Origin of the sequence: Pseudomonas putida (assembly GCF_009883635.2) — a bacterium.
In the GTDB taxonomy this organism is placed as follows: domain Bacteria; phylum Pseudomonadota; class Gammaproteobacteria; order Pseudomonadales; family Pseudomonadaceae; genus Aquipseudomonas; species Aquipseudomonas putida_W.
Genome location: NZ_CP026115.2, coordinates 2,842,303 through 2,864,128 on the forward strand (window position 1 = coordinate 2,842,303; position 21,826 = coordinate 2,864,128).

22 protein-coding genes are annotated in these 21,826 nt (G+C 63.4%); 13 read left to right on the forward strand and 9 right to left on the reverse strand.

Annotated features, from left to right (window positions below):
- Positions 1-112 precede the first annotated feature (112 nt).
- The gene (gene rnk / locus C2H86_RS12840; RefSeq protein ID WP_110637922.1) at positions 113-523 is read left to right on the forward strand and encodes a nucleoside diphosphate kinase regulator; all 411 of its coding nucleotides are present in this window, start codon (positions 113-115) and stop codon (positions 521-523) included.
- A 15-nt stretch (positions 524-538) separates the two neighbouring features.
- On the opposite strand, the gene C2H86_RS12845 is transcribed toward rnk, so the two are convergent.
- The 4 genes from C2H86_RS12845 to C2H86_RS12860 all read right to left on the reverse strand — a co-directional run bounded on the left by C2H86_RS12845 (position 539) and on the right by C2H86_RS12860 (position 5,089).
- Positions 539-1,384, reverse strand: a complete 846-nt coding sequence (locus C2H86_RS12845) for a hypothetical protein (RefSeq protein ID WP_159412801.1) — start codon at positions 1,382-1,384, stop codon at positions 539-541.
- 77 nt (positions 1,385-1,461) lie between these two features.
- On the reverse strand, positions 1,462-4,326 hold the full coding sequence (locus C2H86_RS12850; protein ID WP_159412802.1) for a class I adenylate cyclase: 2,865 nt from the start codon (positions 4,324-4,326) through the stop codon (positions 1,462-1,464).
- 148 nt (positions 4,327-4,474) lie between these two features.
- Positions 4,475-4,720, reverse strand: a complete 246-nt coding sequence (locus C2H86_RS12855) for a TIGR02647 family protein (protein WP_103448533.1) — start codon at positions 4,718-4,720, stop codon at positions 4,475-4,477.
- A 69-nt stretch (positions 4,721-4,789) separates the two neighbouring features.
- Entirely contained in the window at positions 4,790-5,089 is a 300-nt protein-coding gene (locus tag C2H86_RS12860; protein ID WP_103448534.1) for a hypothetical protein, read from the reverse strand.
- A gap of 147 nt (positions 5,090-5,236) precedes the next feature.
- Between C2H86_RS12860 and C2H86_RS12865 the strand changes: the two genes are divergently transcribed.
- Positions 5,237-5,899 carry a glutathione S-transferase gene (locus C2H86_RS12865; protein WP_159412803.1) on the forward strand — a complete coding sequence of 221 codons (663 nt, stop codon included), beginning with the start codon at positions 5,237-5,239 and terminating at the stop codon, positions 5,897-5,899.
- Positions 5,900-5,932: 33 nt separating this feature from the next.
- Here C2H86_RS12865 and argH read toward each other — a convergent pair whose 3' ends face one another.
- On the reverse strand, positions 5,933-7,327 hold the full coding sequence (argH, locus tag C2H86_RS12870) for an argininosuccinate lyase (protein ID WP_159412804.1): 1,395 nt from the start codon (positions 7,325-7,327) through the stop codon (positions 5,933-5,935).
- A gap of 308 nt (positions 7,328-7,635) precedes the next feature.
- Here argH and C2H86_RS12875 point away from each other — a divergent pair, with 308 nt between their 5' ends.
- The 7 genes from C2H86_RS12875 (at position 7,636) to rsd (ending at position 13,975) form a co-directional block, all read left to right on the forward strand.
- Entirely contained in the window at positions 7,636-8,379 is a 744-nt protein-coding gene (locus tag C2H86_RS12875) for a LytR/AlgR family response regulator transcription factor (RefSeq protein WP_159412805.1), read from the forward strand.
- A gap of 114 nt (positions 8,380-8,493) precedes the next feature.
- Positions 8,494-9,435, forward strand: coding sequence for a hydroxymethylbilane synthase (gene hemC, locus C2H86_RS12880; protein ID WP_159412806.1), 942 nt, complete (start codon positions 8,494-8,496; stop codon positions 9,433-9,435).
- Positions 9,432-10,214, forward strand: coding sequence for a uroporphyrinogen-III synthase (locus C2H86_RS12885; protein ID WP_159412807.1), 783 nt, complete (start codon positions 9,432-9,434; stop codon positions 10,212-10,214). Before hemC ends, C2H86_RS12885 begins: the two co-directional genes overlap by 4 nt.
- A gap of 31 nt (positions 10,215-10,245) precedes the next feature.
- The gene (locus C2H86_RS12890) at positions 10,246-11,346 is read left to right on the forward strand and encodes a uroporphyrinogen-III C-methyltransferase (RefSeq protein ID WP_159412808.1); all 1,101 of its coding nucleotides are present in this window, start codon (positions 10,246-10,248) and stop codon (positions 11,344-11,346) included.
- A complete protein-coding gene (locus tag C2H86_RS12895; protein WP_159412809.1) occupies positions 11,343-12,581 on the forward strand; it encodes a heme biosynthesis HemY N-terminal domain-containing protein in 1,239 nt (412 codons plus the stop codon). The genes C2H86_RS12890 and C2H86_RS12895 overlap by 4 nt, the downstream gene beginning before the upstream one ends.
- Before the next feature lie 219 nt (positions 12,582-12,800).
- Complete coding sequence (locus C2H86_RS12900; RefSeq protein ID WP_159413091.1) at positions 12,801-13,328, forward strand: disulfide bond formation protein B; 528 nt, start codon at positions 12,801-12,803, stop codon at positions 13,326-13,328.
- Positions 13,329-13,504: 176 nt separating this feature from the next.
- A complete protein-coding gene (gene rsd, locus C2H86_RS12905; RefSeq protein WP_103448542.1) occupies positions 13,505-13,975 on the forward strand; it encodes a sigma D regulator in 471 nt (156 codons plus the stop codon).
- 9 nt (positions 13,976-13,984) lie between these two features.
- On the opposite strand, the gene C2H86_RS12910 is transcribed toward rsd, so the two are convergent.
- Positions 13,985-14,650: an FKBP-type peptidyl-prolyl cis-trans isomerase gene (locus tag C2H86_RS12910; RefSeq protein WP_159412810.1), complete on the reverse strand. Its 666-nt coding sequence runs from the start codon at positions 14,648-14,650 to the stop codon at positions 13,985-13,987.
- Positions 14,651-14,874: 224 nt separating this feature from the next.
- Between C2H86_RS12910 and C2H86_RS12915 the strand changes: the two genes are divergently transcribed.
- Entirely contained in the window at positions 14,875-15,912 is a 1,038-nt protein-coding gene (locus C2H86_RS12915; protein WP_159412811.1) for an AlgP family protein, read from the forward strand.
- Here the strand turns inward: C2H86_RS12915 and C2H86_RS12920 are convergent.
- Positions 15,888-16,370: a TIGR02444 family protein gene (locus C2H86_RS12920; protein WP_159412812.1), complete on the reverse strand. Its 483-nt coding sequence runs from the start codon at positions 16,368-16,370 to the stop codon at positions 15,888-15,890. The two genes, C2H86_RS12915 and C2H86_RS12920, sit on opposite strands and share 25 nt — an antisense overlap.
- 50 nt (positions 16,371-16,420) lie before the next feature.
- Between C2H86_RS12920 and C2H86_RS12925 the strand changes: the two genes are divergently transcribed.
- The gene (locus tag C2H86_RS12925) at positions 16,421-18,331 is read left to right on the forward strand and encodes an ATP-binding cassette domain-containing protein (protein WP_159412813.1); all 1,911 of its coding nucleotides are present in this window, start codon (positions 16,421-16,423) and stop codon (positions 18,329-18,331) included.
- A gap of 152 nt (positions 18,332-18,483) precedes the next feature.
- A complete protein-coding gene (locus C2H86_RS12930) occupies positions 18,484-19,116 on the forward strand; it encodes a LysE family transporter (RefSeq protein WP_159412814.1) in 633 nt (210 codons plus the stop codon).
- A gap of 30 nt (positions 19,117-19,146) precedes the next feature.
- Here C2H86_RS12930 and C2H86_RS12935 read toward each other — a convergent pair whose 3' ends face one another.
- Both C2H86_RS12935 and C2H86_RS12940 read right to left on the reverse strand, forming a co-directional pair.
- On the reverse strand, positions 19,147-19,899 hold the full coding sequence (locus tag C2H86_RS12935; RefSeq protein WP_060507606.1) for a slipin family protein: 753 nt from the start codon (positions 19,897-19,899) through the stop codon (positions 19,147-19,149).
- A gap of 2 nt (positions 19,900-19,901) precedes the next feature.
- On the reverse strand, positions 19,902-21,254 hold the full coding sequence (locus C2H86_RS12940) for an NfeD family protein (RefSeq protein WP_159412815.1): 1,353 nt from the start codon (positions 21,252-21,254) through the stop codon (positions 19,902-19,904).
- A gap of 98 nt (positions 21,255-21,352) precedes the next feature.
- On the opposite strand from C2H86_RS12940, the gene C2H86_RS12945 reads away from it, so the two are divergent.
- Positions 21,353-21,811, forward strand: a complete 459-nt coding sequence (locus C2H86_RS12945; protein WP_027916942.1) for an aminoacyl-tRNA deacylase — start codon at positions 21,353-21,355, stop codon at positions 21,809-21,811.
- The last annotated feature ends 15 nt before the right edge of the window (positions 21,812-21,826 follow it).

Consider the following 21,826-nt stretch of genomic DNA (forward strand, 5'->3'; position numbering starts at 1 on the left):
GTGTCGGGTAGTGCGTCGATGACGCAAAAGCATTCACAAACCCCGCCCTTGGGCGGGGTTTTGCTTTATCTGCCTGCAGGAAACCGCCTGTTCAAAGGAGTCTGACTGGATCATGAGCACCAAGCCTTCCCTCATCCTCACCCGATTGGACGTACAGCGTCTCGAGCGCCTGATCGACAGCCTCGACGAAAGCACGCCGGGTGTGCTCGCCCTGCAGGAGGAGCTGGACCGTGCCGGTCAGGTGGTCGGCCATGATGAAGTGCCCGCCGGTGTGGTGACCATGAATTCGCGCGTGCATTGCCGTGAGGAAGCCAGTGGCAAGGACTACCACCTGACCCTGGTGTACCCGAAGGATGCGGGTGGCGAGGGCAAGGTGTCGATCCTCGCGCCGATCGGTTGTGCGCTGCTGGGCTTGTCGGTGGGTGAGCAGATCGACTGGCCGGCACCGGGGGGCAAGACCCTGAAGCTGAAGTTGCTGGAAGTCGAATACCAGCCAGAAGCGGCTGGCGATTTCGACCTCTGAGCCCTGTACGGTCTTTCAGGGTGTGTTCTGCGCCCTGAGCTGGCAGGCGTGAATACAGTTGTCGACGATGCGGCTGCGCAGCGACCAATCGGTATTGATGATGTGGAAGCCCTGGATATAGCTATCCAGGTCTTTCGAATCAAACCACTCATCAATCTTGTCGCTGAAATCATCAGGGGTGAACACCACCTTGTTGTATTTGGCGCACTGGATCGAACGTAGCGTGCCGTCTGGCTTGTACTGCTGCCCTCGCTTCTCGTCGATGAAGGCTTTCAGCTCCTCTGTGGAGGGTGTGTTCTCACCCATCCAGACCTGTTCCACACCATTCCAGTGGTTGCCTCCGGCCTGGTCGTTATAGGCAATGACCACGGTTCTGCCGGGGTGGTCATTCCACAGTTGATCCAAGGTCAGCATGTGCAAGTCATAAGGGATGATTCGCTGGCCCATGTGCTGGTCCAGCATCGCCAGCATCCACTCGTGCTCCTGGGCACTGAAGTGATCGAATTGATGGAAGTCGAGAATGATGATTTCCCGTTCGTTGGCGGGATCTTCGTAGAAGCGGTTCAGCTCCGCCACGACGTCGCCGAGCACAGTGCGCCCCGATGTGCTCAGGTGATAGAGCTTGTAGCGGTAGGGTGAGTCGGGTGTGTACTCGCGGTTGGCGCGTACACGAAGGTCCAGCACGCGAATGCCAGCGCGGATCTGCTCGATGCACGAAACGTCCTGGGTCACTTCCTGTGGAGGCACGATATTGTCGGCTTGTTTGTCCATGCCCGAATCATGGCTGCCGGGCAGGATAAGCTGGTCAATGCGCAGGCGGCCAAGCTCAGGCACGCTGGCCATCCAGTTCTGTTTGTTCATGACGCACTCCAATCGTTGGATGAGTGCGCAGCATGTCGGTAACCAGTTGTCCGGTGCAGAGGGAAACACCGGCTGGCTCAGGGGGTGAGCGCGGCCTGCAATTGCTCCAGCCCCTGATTCAATGCCTGCTCCAGTTGGCGCTTGTAGCGCAGGTACAGGCTGGTCGACCCCTGCTCATCCTCGAGCAGCTCGGACAGGTCCAGGTCGGTGATATAGCAGCGGTAGTGCCCGGCGCTGCGTCGCTGGCCAAGGATCTGCCGGGCGACCACTTCATACAGTTGGTCGCCATGGTCCAGCTCGGAAAACTCCTGCTGGTCGCAATACAGCGTCACATGCACCTCATCCCCCGTACCGGCCTGCAGAATGGCCTGAACCTCGTAAAAAGGTTGCTCGACGCCGGCGCTGGGTGCTGGGCGAGGCTCGATGCTGCGTGCCTTGCCTGGGCCGGAGGGCAGCAGCTGGGCATAGTGGATTGCCAGTGAAGCCTGCTGCAGATGGTCGAGCGGCAGGCGGGCATCATGGCGCACCACCACCGACCGCAAAAAACGCTGCAACGGCAGCAGTAGGTGACTTTCGTCAAATAGTGGGAGGCGCTGCTGCCAGAGGGCGTTGTACTCATCCAGTACGTACAGGTCGGCCCAGCCATCGAGCAGGCGGTAGAACACCTGGATGCAATTGCGCCGGCCGTGCTCCAGCAGCAGGGGCAGGTCGAAGTCCTGCAGGGCATTGCCATCCAGGTGCAACGGGCTGTACTCGCTGCGCTCTTCGCCCAGGTGATCGAGCACGGCGTCATGCTCGGCCATGGTGGCCAGGCTGACCTGGCCGGGCACGAGTTCAAGCACATGGGTGTACTGCGCCACCTGCAGCAGGTAGCGGTAATTCAGGCCTTGATCGAGCAGCAATTGCACCGTGTCGAAGATTTCCTCGACCCGCTGGCTGATGGCCTGGGCGCGGTTATGGCAGAAGCAGCGCACCCGAACCTGCGGGCGGTGGCTGCGCTGGCCGAGGCTGTTGAGGAAGTCACGCAGGCAGCGCAGCAGTGCGTGTTCGCCGTCGTAGCGTTGCACCAGGACTTCGTTCCAGCTGTTGCGGGTGATTTGGTCGAGGGTCAGCACCAGATTCTCGCGCACGCCGGCATAGCTCAATGAGTCGGTGCGCTCGGTGGTCATCAGGATGTTCAGGTCGCGGTGATGGCGCAGTGGGTCGACGCCGACATTGACCAGCAGCAGGATTTCGTCCGCCACGCTCGGCTGCAGCAGGCGCTCTTCGCTGACGCTGTCCAGCGGTAGCGGGATGCTTTGCTGCAGGCTGCCCAACAGGTTGAACAGCTCGAATTCGCTGAGGTCGCTATCGCCTGGGTGCAGGGCCAGGCGCGTAGTGCTGTCGATGACGCCATTGCGGTGGGCCCAGGTCAACAGCTCGAGCAATTCGCGGCAGCGCTTGATCGGGCTGAAATGCTCCCATTCGTGCACCCCCAGGTTGCCGTTGTACAGGCCCCAGTGATGGGTGCCAGGCTCCTTGCGGTTCGGCGACTGGACCAGCGTCAAGGTGTCTTCGGCGATGTCCGGGGCAATGCCCGGGTTGATCACTTCGATCTTGCCGGCGCGGCGTTCGAAGGCGGCGTACAGGCGCCGCCCCAGGACATTCAGGTCACGCTGGTCGGCGCGGCTGCTGGCACCCTGGCTTTGTGCAAACTGGCCGAGGAAGCGATAGCTATGGTTGAGCTCGGCCACCAGTTCACGGCGTTCGACGGCGACCTGGCGCACCTTCCATTGGCTGCGGCTGTCGAGCATGGCCAGCTGGCGTTCGTCCCATCCCCACTCATCGGCCAGGCGCTGCAACAGTTGGCGCTGCCAGCCGTTGCTGCGGGTGCGGTCCAGGCCGCTCAGTTTCTTGTTTACCTTCAGGTACAGGCTGCGCCGGACCAGTTCGAGCCGGGCGGTTTCGCCGCGTTGCTGCAGGTAGCGCTCGATGCGCCGGTACACCATCACATAGGGGTCGAGTTCGTCGAGGTCGAGATGGTTGGCGAACACCGCCTGCTTGTAGTCCAGGCTCAGGCAGCGCACGGTCGGATGCTCGCTGGCATAGACCTCGGTCAGCAGCAGCTTGAGCAGTGACTTGTAGGGCGAATCGATGCCCTTGAACAGTTGCCACAACCCGGCGCCGACATACTCGCCGGGTGGAATATGGGCAAGGTTGCCAAGGTCCAGGGCGTCCTGATTGCGGATGAACCGCTTGGACAGCAAGGTCTCGGTATAGGCCTGATAGTTGTGCTCTTCATAGACCGGCACCAGCCACCACAGCGGCGTGCGCCCGGCGAGCCAGATCGCCGTGCGGTAGAACTCGTCGAGAAGCAGGAAATGCTGGGTGGTGCCGCAGTCGTCGGAGCTGAGCTGGCTGTCGCGCTGGCCTTGGGCAAAACTTTGCGGGTCGATCAGGAAGAAATGCGCCTCGGCACCCTGGCTGGCCGCCCAGGCCTCCAGCAGCTGGCATTTGCGGCGCAGTTCCTCACGCTCGGTTTCGGCCAGGCCGGGTGCATGGCACACCCACAGGTCCATGTCGCTCTGTTCGGCCTGGGCCAGTGAGCCGAGGCTGCCCATCAGGAACAGGCCGTGGATCGGGCGTGGCGGGTTGCCATGGCGCGCCTTGTAGGCGAACGAGCGCGCCAGGCGCTGGGCATCGGCGACCTGATCGGCATCTGGCTCGAACCCCGCCACCCCGGCCGGTGTGGCGCCGGATACGTAACCGGGCAACAGCGGGTGGTTGACGTGGAACAGCAGCGGCAGCAGGGTCAGGACCAGCTGTTGGCGGCTCGACAGGCCCTCCATGGCGCGCTCTAGCCGGCATTGGTTGATGTGCATAAAGCGCGCACGCAATGTCGCCAGCACCTTGCGGTCGATGCCTTCGTCCAGGTCAGGGCGGATTTCGTGAGGGTAATTCATTGCGCACTCAGGGCGGGCCAGGAAAGCTGAGGCGAGTTTAGCCTGAGTGGGGTAGTCGGATAAGCGGAATATGGATTATTGGCGCCATTTTTCTATCGCCAGTGCCGACCCTTTCGCGGGGCAAGCCCGCGAAGAGGCCGGTACAGGGTTATGCGGGCTGTGTGGATTTGAGGATGCTAAGCAACAGTTGGACGCTTTCAGCCGCATCATTCCCGAGGCTGGTGAGGTAGCCACCATCGGGCTGGTCGGTGAGTTCTTTTTCATGAAGGCGCTTGGCCGCAGCGATCAGGGCGGGCGACGCGTTACTGCCAACTTTGATGCCTTCCTGGTGGTTGTCCAGGTTGAACAGGGCGAGCACTTCCAGTTCGGCGATCAGTTCGGGGGTAAAAGACATGGCGACTCCTGACTTCCAGACGAGGATGGCGGCACCGCCAGCGGTGCCTGATCCTGGAGTGTAGTCGGGTTATTCGTCGTCGCCTTGATCCATCTCAGGCGGCAGCTCGGGCAGGGCGCGCAGGGCGGTTTCGTACCACTCGCCGTTGAACGGGCGGTCTTCCTGGAGCATGTTGTCGATTTCGAAGGCCAGCACGTGGGCCATGAGGTTGAGGATGTCTTCGCGCTCGTAACCGACCAGGGTCAGTTTGTTGAAGGTGGCCTTGGCCGCTGGCGGCTCGCCGCTTTCGATCTGGTTTTCGATGGCTTCGGTCAGCGTCGCTTCGGCGAAGGCTTCGTCGTCATTGCCGATTTCGTCGTGTTCGCTCATGGCGCTACTCCTGTGGTGGGACGCACAGTTTGCCATGCCCGCGCCGGCAATGCCTGGTCATCGACCCGGTGCATGACGCTGGTCAGGCACTGGCGTACGGTCTATAACAGCCGAGCCATCCCCACACGGCCTGGAGGCTGTAACCTTATGCTCAAGCTTCACGGATTCTCGGTCAGCAACTACTACAACATGGTCAAGCTGGCATTGCTGGAAAAAGGCCTGCCTTTCGAGGAAGTCACCTTCTACGGCGGGCAGGCACCGCAGGCGCTGGAGGTCAGCCCAAGGGGCAAGGTGCCGGTGCTGGAAACCGAACACGGCTTCCTCAGCGAAACCAGCGTCATTCTCGACTATATCGAGCAGACCCAAAGTGGCAAGGCGTTGCTGCCGAGTGACCCGTTCGGCCAGGCCAAGGTGCGGGAACTGCTCAAGGAAATCGAACTGTATATCGAGCTGCCGGCGCGTACCTGTTACGGCGAGTCGTTCTTCGGCATGGCGGTGGAGCCGCTGATCAAGGAGCGTGCACGTGCCGACCTGCTGGCGGGGTTTGCCACGCTCAAGCGCAATGGCCGTTTCGCGCCTTATGTGGCGGGTGAGCAGATGACCCTGGCCGACCTGATGTTCTGCTTCTCGGTGGACCTGGCGTGCGCAGTAGGCAAAAAGGTGCTGGGCATCGACTTCCTGGCGGACTTCCCGCAGGCGAAGGCGTTGCTGCAACTGATGGGTGAGAACCCGCACATGGCGCGGATCGTGGCGGACAAGGAGGCCTCGATGCCGGCCTTCATGGAGATGATTCGCAGCGGCAAGCGCTGAAGGCTGGGGCTGCAGGGCAGCCCCAGACGCTACTTAACGCGAAGCCAGCAGGGCCTTGCCGCGAACGACAGCGGCGCGTACCTGCGCCGGCGCGGTGCCACCGATGTGGTTACGGGCATTCACCGAGCCTTCCAGGGTCAGCACGGCAAACACGTCCTGCTCGATCTGGTCGCTGAACTGGCGCAGCTCCTCCAGGCTCATTTCGGCCAGGTCCTTGCCGGTGTCGACGCCATACTTCACGGCGTGGCCGACGATCTCGTGGCAATCACGGAACGGCAGGCCGCGGCGGACCAGGTAGTCGGCAAGGTCAGTGGCGGTGGAGAAGCCGCGCAGAGCTGCTTCGCGCATGATGGCGTGCTTGGGCTTGATCGCTGGGATCATGTCGGCGAAGGCGCGCAGCGAGTCGCGCAGGGTGTCTGCGGCGTCGAACAGCGGCTCCTTGTCTTCCTGGTTGTCCTTGTTGTAGGCCAGCGGCTGGCCTTTCATCAAGGTCAGCAGGCCGGTCAGGGCGCCGAAGACACGGCCGCTCTTGCCACGCACCAGCTCCGGAACGTCCGGATTCTTCTTCTGCGGCATGATCGAGCTGCCGGTGCAGAAGCGATCAGGCAGGTCGATGAACTGGAACTGGGCGCTGGTCCACAGCACCAGCTCTTCGGAGAAGCGCGACAGGTGCATCATCGCCACGCTGGCGGCAGCGCAGAATTCGATGGCGAAGTCGCGGTCCGAAACACCGTCCAGCGAGTTACCGGCCACAGCTTCGAAGCCCAGCAGCTTGCAGGTCAGTTCACGGTCGATCGGGTAGGTGGTGCCGGCCAGCGCGGCGCTGCCCAGTGGCATGCGGTTGGCGCGCTTGCGGCAGTCGACCAGGCGCTCGTAGTCGCGGCTGAGCATTTCGAACCAGGCCAGCAGGTGGTGGCCGAAGGTGACCGGCTGGGCGGTCTGCAGGTGGGTGAAGCCAGGCATGATGGTTTCGGCTTCACGCTCGGCCTGTTCCAGCAGACCCTGTTGCAGGCGAGTGATCTCGGCCAGGATCAGGTCGATCTCGTCACGCAGCCACAGGCGGATGTCGGTGGCCACCTGGTCGTTGCGGCTGCGGCCGGTGTGCAGTTTCTTGCCGGTGATGCCGATGCGGTCGGTCAGGCGTGCTTCGATGTTCATGTGCACGTCTTCCAGGTCGACGCGCCAGTCGAAGCTGCCAGCCTCGATTTCGCCCTGGATGGTTTTCAGGCCATCGATGATGGTGTCGCGCTCGGCATCGCTGAGAACGCCGACTTGCGCCAGCATGGTGGCGTGGGCGATCGAACCCATGATGTCGTGGCGGTACAGGCGCTTGTCGAAGTCGACCGAGGCGGTGAAGCGGGCGACGAAGGCGTCGACGGGCTCACTGAAGCGGCCGCCCCAGGACTGATTGGTCTTGTCGGTGCTCATGGATTCACTCTATGCAGGCGTGAACGAAAAAGTGGCGCCGATAATAGCAGGGTTGGGCCGACTGCCGCAGGGCGTCGGTCGACAGAAACCGGGTGAAACATCCATAAAGGCAAGGCAGGACGATATTCAACGATTGAACGGCAGTGTTCCACGGACCGTCTACAGTTGGACAGAGGACTGGCAGCGATTCTGCCGGCTCAGTGAATCTTTGGCCTTCGTATCGGTCTAGAGCGTGACCGCAGTGTCGCTCGACCTGCTCTTGTCTACGCTATACCTGTGCGAGACTCACTCAGGAATCCAGAGCAATTATGAATGTCCTGATCGTTGATGACGAACCCCAAGCCCGTGAACGCCTCACACGGCTATTCGCTGAACTGGAGGGGTACTCTGTGCTGGAGCCCAGCGCCACCAACGGCGATGAGGCCCTGGCATTGATCGAAAGCCTCAAGCCCGATGTAGTCCTGCTGGACATCGGCATGCCAGGCCTGGATGGCCTGCAGGTCGCCGCTCGCCTGTGCGAGCGCGAGGCACCACCGTCGGTGGTGTTCTGTACCGGCGATGATGAATACGGTGCCGAGGCATTCAAGGAAAGCACCCTCAGCCACGTGACCAAGCCGATTCAGCCTCAAGCCCTGCGTGATGCCTTGCGCAAGGCCGAGAAGCCCAACCGCGCCCAGCTGGCGGCGTTGACCCGGCCTGGCAGTGAAGGCGGCGGCCCGCGCAGCCATATCAGTGCGCGCACGCGTAAAGGGATCGAACTCATTCCTTTGCCCCAGGTGATCTATTTCATAGCCGACCACAAGTACGTGACCTTGCGCCACGAAGCCGGGGAGGTGCTGCTCGACGAGCCGCTCAAGGCGCTGGAGGACGAGTTCGGCGAGCGCTTCGTACGCATCCACCGCAATGCGCTGGTTGCCCGCGAGCGCATCGAACGCTTGCAACGCACGCCGCTGGGGCATTTCCAGCTGTTCCTCAAGGGCCTGGACGGCGATGCCCTGACGGTCAGCCGCCGGCATGTGGCGGGCGTGCGCAAGATGATGCAGACGCTTTGACGCAGTACCGGCGTTTTCGCCGGTACAGGCCACAACTGGATCCTGACCCACATCTGCTAGCGATGCCGGTGATGCTGTTATCATCAGCGGCATTTCTCTGGATCGGGGCGTTCCATGTCCACTCGCGAAATCCGCATTGCCACCCGTAAAAGTGCCTTGGCCCTATGGCAGGCCGAATACGTCAAAGCCCGCCTCGAGCAGGCCCACCCCGGTCTGCTGGTGACCCTGGTACCCATGGTCAGCCGCGGCGACAAGCTGCTTGATGCACCGCTGGCGAAGATCGGCGGCAAGGGGCTGTTCGTCAAAGAATTGGAAACAGCGCTGCTGGACAACGAAGCCGACATCGCCGTGCATTCGATGAAGGACGTGCCCATGGACTTCCCCGAAGGCCTGGGCCTGTACTGCATCTGCGAGCGCGAAGACCCGCGCGATGCCTTCGTCTCCAATACCTTCGCCAGCCTCGACGCCCTACCGGCCGGCAGCATCGTCGGCACCTCCAGCCTGCGCCGCCAGGCTCAGCTGCTGGCACGCCGGCCGGACCTGAAAATCCACTTCCTGCGCGGCAACGTCAACACCCGCCTGGCCAAGCTCGATGCCGGCGAATACGACGCCATCATCCTCGCCGCTGCGGGCCTGATTCGCCTGGGCTTCGAGGACCGTATCACCGATACCATCAGCGTCGACGACAGCCTGCCAGCTGGTGGCCAAGGCGCGGTGGGCATCGAGTGCCGCAGCGCCGACAGCAAAATCCATGCGCTGCTGGCTCCGCTGCACCATGCAGATACTGCCGACCGCGTAGTCGCCGAGCGTGCCTTGAACAAGCGCCTCAATGGTGGCTGCCAGGTGCCGATCGCCTGCTATGCGGTGCTCGAAGGCAATCAGCTGTGGCTGCGCGGCCTGGTTGGCCAGCCAAGTGGCGGTACCCTGCTGGTGGCGGATGCGCGCGCACCACGTAAGGATGCCGAAGCCTTGGGCGTGCAGGTTGCCGAAGCCCTGCTGGGCCAGGGCGCCGAAGCCATTCTCAAGGAAGTCTACGGCGAGGCCGGGCATCCGTGAGCCCTTGGCGCCTGCTGCTGACCCGGCCTATCGATGACTGCGCGGCATTGGCGCAGAGCCTGGCCGCCGCCGGTGTGGCCAGCAGTTGCCTGCCGTTGTTGGCCATCGAGCCCGTCGCTGTGGCTGACGGGCAGCGTCAACAGCTGGCCGGGCTGGCGCAGTGCCAGGCGATCATCGTGGTCAGCAAGCCGGCGGCCCGACTGCTGCTTGAGCAGCTGCAGCGCGCTGGCCTGCAAGCACCGTCTGCAGGCTGGTTTACCGTGGGCGAGGCAACGGCGGCGGTGTTGCAGGGCGCGGGGCTTCAGGTGACATTTCCCGGGCTGGGTGACGACAGCGAGGCCTTGCTCGCACTCCCAGCCCTGCGCCAGGCTATTGCGGCGCCTGGAGCGCGCGTGCTGATCGTGCGTGGCGTCGGAGGTCGCGAACTGCTGGCCGAGCGTCTTGCAGAGCAAGGTGCTAGTGTCGAATATCTGGAACTGTATCGCCGCTGTCTGCCGGAGTACCCGGCGGGCACGCTGATGCGCCGCATAGAAGCGGAACGCCTCAATGGCCTGGTGGTCAGCAGTGGGCAGGGTCTTGAACATTTGCAGCAGATGGCCGCTGCCGACTGGCCGCGAGTGGCGAGCCTGCCTTTGTTCGTACCCAGTCCGCGGGTCGCGGAACAGGCCAGGGCCGCCGGGGCCCAACAGGTTGTGGATTGCCGTGGCGCGAGTGCCACGGCCTTGCTGGCAGCCGTGCAGCGCAGCGCTGCACCTGCCTCTCAAGGCGCTTCGCACTAGCGCGAGGCGCCCCCATGCAAAGGATGGATACGTGAGCGAAACTGTCTTGTCCAACAATGATCAGCCGTCGGCGCAAGCGCCGGCGCAACCCGTCACCGACAAGCCTGTAAAGCGCTCTGGCAGTGGTCTGGCCGTGCTGGCGCTGTTGCTGGGTGCGGCCGGGGTCGCAGTAGGGGGTTGGGGTGTCTGGCAGGTGCGGCAGCTGCAAGGCAGTGCAGTGAACCAGGGCCAGCACCTCGAAGCCCTCAACCAGCGCGCCTCTGCACTGCAGCAGCGTGAGCAGCAGATCAGTGCACAACTGGCCAGCCTGCCGGCAGCCAGCGAGCTGGAAGACCGCCGCCGCCTGGTGGCGCAGCTGCAAGGCGACCAGCAGCGTCTCAGCCAGCGTCTGGAAACCGCACTTGGCGAAAGCCGCAAGGAGTGGCGCCTGGCCGAGGCCGAACACCTGCTGCGCCTTGCTACCCTGCGCTTGTCGGCGCTGCAGGACATCACCAGCGCCAAGGCACTGGTCGAAGGGGCCGACGAAATCCTCCGCGAACAGAGCGACCCGGGCGCCTTTGCTGCCCGCGAGCAACTGGCGCGCAGCCTGGCCACGCTCAACAGCACCCAGCAGCCGGACCGCACTGGTCTGTTCCTCAAGCTCGCCGCCCAGCGTGAACTGGTTCAGGAACTCAGCGCCCAGTCGCCCGAGTTCGCCAGCAACGCCGATGCGCTCGGTGCACTGACTGCCGAGGGTGATGGGGCCAGTCGCCTGTCGCAGTGGTGGGCAGAAATCTCCAAGTACTTCCAGATCGACTTCAACGCTGACGACAACGTGCGGCCGTTGCTGGCCGGCCAACAGCTGAACCAGCTGCGCCTGGCCCTGAGCCTGACCATCGAACAGGCGCAGTGGGCTGCGCTCAATGGTGAGGCCAAGGTCTACAGCCAGGCCCTGGATGATGCCCGCAGCGTGCTGCTGGCCAACTTCAATGCCGACAACCCGCAAAGCAAGGCGATGCTCGACAGCCTCAACGCGCTGGCTGAACAGCCCGTCTCGGTAGTGACGCCGGACCTGAGCGAAAGCCTGGCGGCGGTGCAGGCGTACATCCAGCGTCGCCATCTGCCAGCCGAGGCAGAAGGGGGCAAGCCATGAAGCGTGTCTACCTGCTGGCCGTACTGGCGATCGTGATTGCTGCAGCCTTGGGCATCGCGGTAGCCAAGCACAGTGGTTACGTGCTGATCGCCTACGGCGGTTTCCGTTACCAGTCCGGATTGTGGGCGGCGCTCGGAGCGCTGGCTGCGGTGGTCGTTTTGCTGTTGCTGCTGCGTTACCTGGTTGGCCTGGTGCTGACCTCCAGTGGCGTGGTCAACCCATGGTCGCGGCGCAACCGCAGCCGACGCGTGCGGATCGCCATCGAGCAGGGCCAGCTGGACCTGGCCGAGGGCCGCTGGGCCAGTGCCCAGCGCCACTTGCATCGTGCCGCCGAGGCCGAGCGCCAGCCGCTGTTGTATTACCTCGGCGCTGCCCGAGCCGCCAATGAGCAGGGGCGTAAGGAAGACAGCGACAACCTGCTGGAGCGTGCCCTGGAGCGTCAGCCGCAGGCCGAGCTGGCCATTGCCCTGACCCATGCGCAATTGCAGATGGACCGTGGCGAGCGTGATGCCGCGCTGGAGACGCTGCTGGCCATGCAGGAGCGGCATCCCCATAACACCCAGGTCCTGCGCTTGTTGCAGCGTCTGCACCTGGAGCGCGGCGACTGGCCGGCGCTGATCCGCCTGATGCCAGACCTGCGCAAGGGCAAGGTGTTGCCGGCTGATGAGCTGGCGGCGTTGGAGAAGCGCGCTTGGGGCCAGAACCTTGGCCTGGCGACCACCCGTGGCGAGGATGTGCAAAGTGCCCGGCAGGCGCTGGAGCGCGCCTGGCAGCAGCTGACCGCAGCCCAGCGCCAGGAGCCGCAACTGGTGCTGGCCTATGCCGAACAGCTGCGCCAGGTGGGTGCCCAGGGCGAAGCCGAGCAGGTACTGCGCAGCGCGCTCAAGCGTGAGTACGAAAGCCACCTGGCTCGCCTGTACGGCCTCGTGCGCGGTGATGACCCGGCGCGTCAGCTGCAAACCGCCGAAGGTTGGCTGAAGGCCCACCCAGAAGACCCGAGCCTGTTGCTTACACTCGGTCGCCTTAGCCTGCAGAACCGTCTGTGGGGCAAGGCGCGCGACTATCTCGAAAGCAGTCTGCGCATGGAGCGTAATCCGGAAGCCTGCGCCGAACTCGCGCGCTTGCTGGCCAGCCTGGGCGAAACCGAACGCAGCAATCAGCTGTTCGAGGAAGGGCTGGGCCTGCTCGACGAGCGTCTTCTGGCACTGCCGCTGCCAGAGAGCGTACGCGCCTGAGCCTTCCATGAGCCCGCGTAGAGGCGCGGGCTCATGGGCTTGGTAACTAGTTCTGCGTTAAAAGTTTTATCTGCAGTCTCTTCTTCGGAAGTTTCCTACAGCTTGAATGGAGACTTTCCCTGCAATACAGCGACTTGTCACTCCCGTAGTGCCTTGAAACAAGCCCGGCCTTTCCTCTACCGTTCCAAGCCACTTCAACTTCCCGGGGCTGTTCTTCCCATGCCGATGGCCAGTCTGCGCACGCTTTTCATTCCGGCATGCCTTGCATCGCTGGCAGTGCTGGGCGCGTCCTTCTATCTCGAGAGTGCCGTTGGGCTTGTGCCTTGCCTGCTGTGTTTCAGCCAGCGGATACTGCTGGCCTTGTATGCACTTGTCTGCCTTAGTGCGGCGTTGCATTCGCCTGGTATTGCCGGGGTACGGCGTTATGCGCGAGCAGGGCTGCTGTGCGCGGCCAGTGGTGCCTTGCTGGCGGCACGGCATGTGTGGTTGCAGGGCGCGAGTGATGCAGGCCATCTGTGCCCTTTACCCATCGGGCACATGTTCGAACAGTCCTGGCGTGAAGCTGCGCGGCAACTATTGCTGGGCGGTCCCGATTGCAGCTCGCTGACCTGGAGCTTTCTCGACCTGACATTGCCGGAGTGGAGCCTGCTGGCGTTTCTGCTGTTGGCCGCGCTGCCCTTGAGCGGGCTGCTGGTGTGTCGTTTCCGCTCACTTCGCGCGACCAGTGGTGGTGCATCAGGGTATTAAACACTTGTATGAACTTTGTCCGCTGCGTACCTTGATGCTAAGCACGCGCGGGAATAATCTCCCAGCACGCATACTGAAAACACAACTGCTCGATGCCGTCCTGCTGATGTCACCTTTGTGCTGCACGGTCGTGGTGCGAGGTGCAGCGGCATCTACCCAGAAGGGAAGAGATCGCCATGCTCGATAGTTGTCAGAACGCCCAGGAACGCTGGGGTGGGGTTCACAAGCTGATCGACCGTTGGCTCGAGGAACGCGAGGAGCTGGTTCAGGCTTTCCGCACCTTGCGCGACGCCAAGCCGGCCTTTGCCGACAAGGACACGAACGGCGACTTTTGCACGCTACTTGTCGACTACGTTTCGGCGTGGCATTTCGAAGTCAGCGAGCAACTGGTCAGTGAAGCGAAAGCGTTCGGCGATACGCGAGGCCTGGAACTGGCCACGCAGATCAATCCGCGCATTGATGAAAGCACTCAGTTTGCTTTGGCCTTCAATGACCATTGCGACAAGGGCGAGTGCAAGGATCCTGCACGTTTCGCCGAAAAGCTCGGCAAGCTGGGCGGCCTGCTGCACGAACGCTTCGAGCTCGAAGACTGCCTGATCGAGGTGCTGCATAACGCGCACAAGGAAGAGGGCGCGGTCGAAGCCTGAAGGTCGGCGTCAGTCGCCGACCGCCAGTAACTCGATTTCGAACACCAGCGGCGTGTAGGGCGCGATCAGGTCACCTGCGCCCTCGGCACCGTAGGCCTGTGCCGAGGGGATCACCAGGCGCCAGGTCGAACCCGCCTTCATGTGTGGCAGCGCTACTTGCCAGCCCTCGATCACCGAGTCCAGGCTGAACCACTGTGGTTGTTGGTTCTGGTCGAACACCGAACCATCCGGCAGCTTGCCGACATAGCGCACCTGCACCTTGCCGCCGGCTTTGGGTTGCGCGCCATTACCCGCTTTCAGCTCACTGTACAGTATGCCTTCCGGCAACTCGTGCACCCCGGCACGGGCCCGCTCGTTGGCCATGAAGCGCGTTTCCACGGCCTGCAGCTTGGTCACTTCCGCTTGTTCGGCGGCGGCGCCGGCTTGCTCCTCGTGCTGCTGGAGAATGGCCTCCATTCGCGCCTTGTCGAGTTTCAATGGCTGGCCCTGATAGGACTGGCGCAGGCCTTCGACCAGCGCATCCAGTTGCAGGCCGGGCACTTCTTGACGAAGGCGCTCGCCCAGGCTGGCGCCGAGGCTGTAGGCCAGGTCTTGATCGTTGGCAGAGGCGGTATCGTTGGCGGCCAGGGCGAACGGCGCCATCAGGCACAGGCCGAAAGCAAGATAACGCGGCATGTCTAACTCCAGCTCGATAAGCTGGGAAGTATGCCAGCGTTGTTGCCCCGACATGTGTAAATATCAGCAACGTTTTGTTAAGCAACTACACTTGCACGGAGCTGCAAGATAACAACTTTGCCCAGGCATGCAACGCGGCGCCATCAATACTGTCAACATGCCCTAGCGGCGGTAGCAGCAGAAGCATAGTATGAGCCGCAATCTCGTCAGCCAGGAGGTAAACCATGTCGGCTAAAAAGAAGCCAGTAAATACGCCGTTACACCTGCTCCAGCAACTTTCGGGCAGCCTGCTCGAACACTTGGAAGAGGCCTGCTCGCAAGCGCTGGCTGATGCGGAGAAATTGCTGGCCAAGTTGGAAAAGCAGCGCGGCAAAGCCCAGGAAAAACTGCACAACGGTCGCCTGAAGTTGCAGGATTCGGCCAAGGCAGGCAAAGCCAAGGCGCAGAACAAGGCACAAAAGGTTATTGGTGAACTTGAAGCATTGCTCGACTCGCTCAAGGAGCGTCAGACCCAGACGCGTACCTATATTCAGCAACTCAAGCGCGATGCCCAAGAAAGCCTGAAACTGGCTCAAGGTGTCGGCAAGGTCCGTGAGGCCGCTGGCAAGGCACTCGATCAGCGTGCAGTGGCTGCCAAGACCGCGAAACCGGTTGCTGCCAAGGCACCGGCCCGCAGCGCCGCCAAGCCTGCCGCCAAGGCCCCGGCCAAGCCGGCTGCAACCAAGGCCCCAGCCCGCGCCGCCGCAGCCAAGCCTGCCGCCAAGCCATCCGCGAAAGCTGCTGCTGCCAAGCCTGCAGCCAGACCAGCGGCCGCCAAGCCTGCAGCAGCCAAAGCCCCGGCCAGAACTGCCGCCGCCAAGCCAGCCGCTAAACCTGCCGCTGCCAAGGCTCCTGCCAAGCCAGTGGCCGCCAAGCCTGCAGCAGCCAAGGCCCCGGCCAGAACCGCTGCCGCCAAGCCAGCTGGCAAACCTGCAGCCGCCAAGGCTCCAGCCAAGCCAGCAGTCAAACCTGCTGCTGCTGCCAAAGCTCCAGCCAAGCCAGCAACCAAACCTGCTGCTGCCAAAGCTCCGGCCAAACCTGCCGCCGCCAAGCCAGCAGCAAGACCTGCAGCCAAGGCCTCTGCGAAAGCCGTCGCTGCCAAACCTGCCGAAGCAAAACCGGCTACTCCAGCCGCCAGTGCGCCAGCAACCAACTCGGCAGCTCCAGCCGCTCCCTCGGCACCCGCCAGCACCCCAGCTCAGACGCCGTCTTCGGCCTCCTGAAGCGCTGCGGCCGCGACGCGCAAGCCAACCAGCGCGTCGTGGTCACGGGCTTGGTCCGGTGCCAGCTGGTCCAGCCAATCGCCCGTGGGCTCATGCGAGCCCGTGGGCCATTGTTGTGCACAGGCTTCCAGCCGTTGCAGCAACTGCTTCTCCGCCTGTAACTCCAGACCCTTCACTTGCTCACGCAATGCAGCCAGGTGTGGATCGTGCTGCGCGGGCGTGCGCCATTGCTGGCGCAGGCTGCGTAACGGCGCCACCACATCGTGTTGCCACGGCCCGGCAATCGCACGCAATGCCTGGGCGCGCTCTTCATTGAAGCTGACGGCACGCGCCTGCAGCCAGGTTGCGCACAGCAGCAGGCAGACGTCGCCCCCTATCGCCTGAACGTCCAGGCAAGCCGTTTCGACTCCCGGGCGGGCATACAGCGCCAGGGCGTGATTCCACAGGTCGGTGTACATGATTCCACTCACGCTGCGGGCCGAGGAAGCTGGTAGACTCCGCGACCACTATGATCAGACTATCCAACCTCACTTTACAGCGTGGTCCGCAGCGCTTGCTAGAAGGCGCCGAGATGACCCTGCACGCCGGTCACAAGGCCGGCCTGATCGGCGCCAACGGTGCCGGAAAATCCAGCCTGTTCGCCCTGCTGCGCGGCGAGCTGTCGCCCGATGCCGGCGATTGCCAGCTGCCCGGCGACTGGCGCATTGCCCACATGCGTCAGGAAGTCGATACCCTCGACCGCCTGGCCGTGGACTACGTGCTCGACGGTGACGCCCGCCTGCGCAAGGTCCAGGCCGAACTGGCCGTGGCCGAACAGGCCCATGACGGCACCGCCCTGGCGCGCCTGCACAGTGAGCTGGAAGTTGCCGACGGCTACACCGCCGATGCCCGCGCCCGTAAATTGCTGGCGGGCCTGGGCTTCACCAACGAGCAGATGGACCGCCGCGTCGGTGACTTCTCCGGTGGCTGGCGGATGCGCCTGAACCTGGCCCAGGCATTGATGTGCCCGTCCGACCTGCTGCTGCTCGACGAGCCGACCAACCACCTCGACCTCGATGCGATCCTGTGGCTGGAAGACTGGCTCAAGGGTTACCCGGGCACGCTGTTGCTGATCTCCCACGACCGCGATTTCCTCGATGCCGTGGTCGACCATGTGCTCCACGTCGAGCAGCGCAAGCTCAACCTGTACAAGGGTGGTTACACCGCCTTCGAGCGCACCCGTGCCGAACGCCTGGCGCAGCAGCAACAGGCCTACGAGAAGCAGCAGGCGCAGCGCGCGCACATGGAAAAGTACATCGCCCGCTTCAAGGCGCAGGCCACCAAGGCCCGCCAGGCGCAGAGCCGGATCAAGGCCCTGGAACGCATGGAAGAGCTGTCGGCGGCGCATGTGGATTCGCCGTTCGACTTCGTCTTCCGCGAATCGCAAAAAATCTCCAGCCCGCTGCTGAGCCTGTCCGAAGGCCGCCTGGGCTATGGCGACAAGGCGATCCTCGACAAGGTCAAGCTGCAGCTGGTCCCGGGTGCACGCATCGGCCTGCTCGGCCCCAACGGCGCCGGCAAGTCGACCCTGATCAAGAACCTCGCCGGTGAGCTCGAGCCGCTGTCGGGCCGCCTGGTGCGTGGTGAGAACCTGGCCGTCGGCTACTTCGCCCAGCACCAGCTCGACTCGCTGGACGACAAGGCCAGCCCGCTCTTGCACCTGCAACGTATCGCGCCGACCGAACGCGAGCAGACCCTGCGTGACTTCCTCGGCGGCTTCGACTTCCATGGCGACCGTGTCGACGAGCCGGTGGTGAACTTCTCCGGTGGCGAGAAGGCCCGCCTGGCCCTGGCGCTGATTGCCTGGGAGCGGCCGAACCTGCTGCTGCTCGACGAACCGACCAACCACCTCGACCTGGAAATGCGTCTGGCGCTGACCATGGCCCTGCAGGAGTTTGCCGGTGCCGTGGTGGTGGTTTCCCACGACCGTCACCTGCTCAAGAGCACCACTGACGACTTCCTGCTGGTGGCTGATGGCAAGGTCGAGACCTTCGATGGTGACCTCGACGACTACAGCCGCTGGCTGGTCGAGTACCGCCAGCGCAGTGCGCCGGCCAGCAACGCCCCGGCCAATCCGGACAAGACCGACAAAAAGGCCCAGCGTCAGGCGGCGGCGGCCTTGCGTCAGCAGTTGGCACCGCACAAGAAGGCGGCCGACAAGCTGGAGACCGAACTCAACCAAGTGCATGCGCAGCTGGCCGAGATCGAGACTGCGCTGGGTGACGGGGGGGTGTACGAGGCGGCGCGCAAGGATGAATTGCGCGATCTGCTGGCTCGGCAGACCAAGTTGAAGCAGCGTGAGGGTGAGTTGGAGGAGGCCTGGATGGAGGCTCTGGAAACCCTGGAGAGCATGCAGGCTGAGCTTGAGGCGTTGTCCTGATCCATTGTTGTTGTCAGTGCTGGCCTCTTCGCGGGACAAGCCCGCTCCTACAGGGGCCAGTACAGGCGATAGATGTCCGCAGAATTTGCTGGTTATTTTTTCGCCAACGCCTTAGCTTAATGTTTTGCAACAATTGTTGAGCGAGGTGTGTGATGTCGATGGAAGTGTGGTTGGGCTTCTTTGCCGCGTGCTGGGTAATCAGCCTGTCGCCGGGTGCCGGGGCGATTGCCTCGATGTCCAGCGGGCTACAGTACGGTTTCTGGCGTGGATACTGGAATGCCCTGGGCCTGCAATTGGGCCTGATCGTGCAGATCGCCATCATTGCCGCCGGCGTCGGCGCCATCCTTGCTGCTTCTGCCACTGCCTTCCAGATCATCAAGTGGTTCGGCGTTGGCTACCTGGTCTACCTGGCCTACAAGCAATGGCGTGCCCTGCCCATGGACATGACCGATGAATCGGGCGTGCGCCCGATCGGCAAGCCGTTGAGCCTGGTGTTCCGTGGCTTCCTGGTCAACGTCAGCAACCCCAAGGCGCTGGTGTTCATGCTGGCGGTACTGCCGCAGTTCATCAACCCGCACGCGCCGCTGCTGCCACAGTACATCGCGATCACCGTGACCATGATCTGCGTCGACATGCTGGTGATGGCGGGTTACACCGGCCTGGCTTCGCGGGTGTTGCGCCTGCTGCGCACGCCCAAGCAGCAAAAGCGCCTGAACCGCACCTTTGCCGGGTTGTTCATTGGCGCGGCGACCTTCCTCGCCACGCTGCGCCGGGCGCCGATCTGATCGAATATCGGGGCTGCGTTGCAGCCCCGGTCATTTCTGCTTGTCCACCAATCCCTTGAGCAAATCGACCGGCAGCGGAAATACAATGGTCGAGCTCTTGTCCCCGGCAATCGTCCCCAGTGTCTGCATGTAGCGCAGCTGCATCGCCCCAGGCTCCTTGCTGAGCATCTGCGCGGCCTGCATCAGCTTCTCCGACGCCTGCAGCTCGCCCTCGGCATGGATCACCTTGGCCCGCCGTTCCCGTTCGGCCTCCGCCTGACGGGCGATGGCGCGGACCATCGATTCGTTGAGGTCGACATGCTTGATCTCGACATTGGCGACCTTGATGCCCCAGGCATCGGTCTGTGCGTCCAGTACCTGGCGGATGTCCAGATTCAGCTGCTCGCGCTCGGCCAGCAGTTCGTCCAGCTCGTGCTTGCCCAGCACCGCACGCAAGGTGGTCTGCGCCAGCTGGCTGGTGGCGACGAGGAAGTCCTCGACCTGGATGATTGCCTTCTGCGGGTCGAGCACACGGAAATACAGCACCGCATTGACCTTCACCGACACGTTGTCGCGGGTGATTACATCCTGTGGCGGCACATCCAGCACCACGGTGCGCAGGTCGACCCGGACCATCTGCTGGATGACCGGAATCAGCAGGATCAGCCCCGGCCCCTTGACCTGCCAGAAGCGCCCCAACTGGAACACCACGCCACGCTCGTACTCGCGCAGGATGCGGAATGCCGACAGCAACAGCATGGCCAGCACGATCAGCACGGCACCGAAACCCACTTGCATGAACATCGTCAGTCTCCTTGCGCCGCGGGCGCGGCGGCGCTCACTTCCAGCATCACGCCATGGCGTGCCATGACCCGAACGTTCTGCCCGGTCTGCAGCGGCGTGTCGCACTGGACTTGCCATTGTTCGCCCTGGGCCTGGACCGAACCGCAGAACGGGTTGTCCGCGATCACCTGGGTGACCGTCACCAGGCTGCCGACCAGGCCGGCGTCACCGCTGACCAGCGCCCGTCGTCGCGCTTTGATGGCCATGCCCAGCACACCGCCGATCAGCAGCGCCGAGAGCACGGCGAGGGTGCCGATCAGCACCAGCGGGATGCCGAAACCCGGTGCGTCGGTGTCGATCAGGATTACGGCGCCGACCACAAAGGCGACGATGCCGCCAAAACCGACCACACCAAAACTGGGCAGGAATGCTTCGGCGATCATGAAGGCGATGCCGAGCAGGATCAGCGCGACACCGGCGAAGCTCACCGGTAGCAGCTGCAGGGCATACAGTGCCAGCAGCAGGCAGATGCCGCCGACCACGCCGCCCAGTGCCGAGCCGGGGTTCATGAACTCGAACAGCAGGCCGTAGACCCCGATCATGATCAGGATCAGCGCCACGCTGGGGTTGGTGATGACGGCCAGCAGGCGCGTACGCCAGTCCGGCAGATGCTCGATCAGTGCAGCATCCCGGGTTTGCAGGAGCTGCGGCTGGCCAGCGGCGACCAGCGTCTTGCCGTCGAGCTGGCGCATCAGGTCGGGCAGGTCGTTGGCCACCTGGTCGATCACCTTCAGGCGCAGCGCCTCGCTGGCTGACAGGCTGACCGACTCGCGCACCGCCTGTTCCGCCCAGTCGGCGTTGCGCCCGCGCAGCTGGGCCAGGCCGCGGATGTAGGCAGCGGCATCATTGACCTGCTTGCGGGCCAGGGTCTGTTCGTCGTCGCCGGGCTTGGCCTTGTCGTCCTTCGGCACCCCGGGTGAGCCACCGATCTGCACGGGCGTGGCGGCGCCGAGGTTGGTCCCTGGGGCCATGGCGGCGACATGGCTGGCATACAGGATGTAGGTGCCGGCGCTGGCAGCACGGGCGCCGCTGGGGGCAACGTAGCTGGCGACAGGCACCGGGCTTGCGAGAATCGCCTTGATCATCTGGCGCATGGCGCTGTCCAGCCCGCCGGGGGTGTCCAGGCGCAGCACCACCAACTGGGCACCCTGGGCCTTGGCCTGTTCGAGGTTGCGAATCAGGTAGTCGGCGCTGGCCGGGCCGATGGCGTCATCGATGCCCAGCACCCAGACACTGCCGGGCGCTGCCTGGCTGGCCGGAGCAAGGCCAAACAGCAGTAGCAACAGCAGCAAGCAGCGGCAACATCGAGTGAACACCTGTCGTCACCTCGTTGACCTCTCTGTTTGAAGTTTAGCCATGCCTGCCGGCCCAAGGCCTAAAATTGGAAGTTGGGGGGCGAAACCGGAGGTGCATCATGCGTATGGCCAAGACCCTGCAGCAGCGCCTGGACCAGGCCAACTGCGATTACGACATCATTCCCCACCCACACTCGGCCACCAGCCTGGAGTCGGCGCGCACGGCTGGCGTACCTGCCGAGCGGGTGGCCAAGTCGGTCATGCTCGACGACCGACATGGCAACTACATCATGGCCGTGCTACCGGCCAACCGGCACATGGACATGAGCAAGGTGCGCATGTCTGGCGCCTGGCAACTGACCCGCGAAAGCGCCTTGCCGATGCTGTTCGGCGATTGCGAAAGGGGTGCCATCCCGGCAATGGGTGACGCCTATCAGATAAAGATGCTGCTCGATTCGAGTCTTACCCGCCAGGGCGATGTCTACCTGGAGGCGGGTGACCACGATCACCTGATCCACATGAGCATGGAGCAGTACCTGAAACTTGTACCGCAAGCCGAAGTACGCGAGCTGTGCTGATGTTCTCAAGCCAAT

Coding starts and splice junctions, on each gene's coding strand:
- rnk (WP_110637922.1), top strand. CDS start 113: ATGAGCACCAAGCCTTCCCTCATCCTCACCCGATTGGACGTACAGCGT.
- C2H86_RS12845 (WP_159412801.1), bottom strand. CDS start 1,384: ATGAACAAACAGAACTGGATGGCCAGCGTGCCTGAGCTTGGCCGCCTG.
- C2H86_RS12850 (WP_159412802.1), bottom strand. CDS start 4,326: ATGAATTACCCTCACGAAATCCGCCCTGACCTGGACGAAGGCATCGAC.
- C2H86_RS12855 (WP_103448533.1), bottom strand. CDS start 4,720: ATGTCTTTTACCCCCGAACTGATCGCCGAACTGGAAGTGCTCGCCCTG.
- C2H86_RS12860 (WP_103448534.1), bottom strand. CDS start 5,089: ATGAGCGAACACGACGAAATCGGCAATGACGACGAAGCCTTCGCCGAA.
- C2H86_RS12865 (WP_159412803.1), top strand. CDS start 5,237: ATGCTCAAGCTTCACGGATTCTCGGTCAGCAACTACTACAACATGGTC.
- argH (WP_159412804.1), bottom strand. CDS start 7,327: ATGAGCACCGACAAGACCAATCAGTCCTGGGGCGGCCGCTTCAGTGAG.
- C2H86_RS12875 (WP_159412805.1), top strand. CDS start 7,636: ATGAATGTCCTGATCGTTGATGACGAACCCCAAGCCCGTGAACGCCTC.
- hemC (WP_159412806.1), top strand. CDS start 8,494: ATGTCCACTCGCGAAATCCGCATTGCCACCCGTAAAAGTGCCTTGGCC.
- C2H86_RS12895 (WP_159412809.1), top strand. CDS start 11,343: ATGAAGCGTGTCTACCTGCTGGCCGTACTGGCGATCGTGATTGCTGCA.
- C2H86_RS12900 (WP_159413091.1), top strand. CDS start 12,801: ATGCCGATGGCCAGTCTGCGCACGCTTTTCATTCCGGCATGCCTTGCA.
- rsd (WP_103448542.1), top strand. CDS start 13,505: ATGCTCGATAGTTGTCAGAACGCCCAGGAACGCTGGGGTGGGGTTCAC.
- C2H86_RS12910 (WP_159412810.1), bottom strand. CDS start 14,650: ATGCCGCGTTATCTTGCTTTCGGCCTGTGCCTGATGGCGCCGTTCGCC.
- C2H86_RS12915 (WP_159412811.1), top strand. CDS start 14,875: ATGTCGGCTAAAAAGAAGCCAGTAAATACGCCGTTACACCTGCTCCAG.
- C2H86_RS12920 (WP_159412812.1), bottom strand. CDS start 16,370: ATGTACACCGACCTGTGGAATCACGCCCTGGCGCTGTATGCCCGCCCG.
- C2H86_RS12925 (WP_159412813.1), top strand. CDS start 16,421: ATGATCAGACTATCCAACCTCACTTTACAGCGTGGTCCGCAGCGCTTG.
- C2H86_RS12930 (WP_159412814.1), top strand. CDS start 18,484: ATGTCGATGGAAGTGTGGTTGGGCTTCTTTGCCGCGTGCTGGGTAATC.
- C2H86_RS12935 (WP_060507606.1), bottom strand. CDS start 19,899: ATGTTCATGCAAGTGGGTTTCGGTGCCGTGCTGATCGTGCTGGCCATG.
- C2H86_RS12945 (WP_027916942.1), top strand. CDS start 21,353: ATGCGTATGGCCAAGACCCTGCAGCAGCGCCTGGACCAGGCCAACTGC.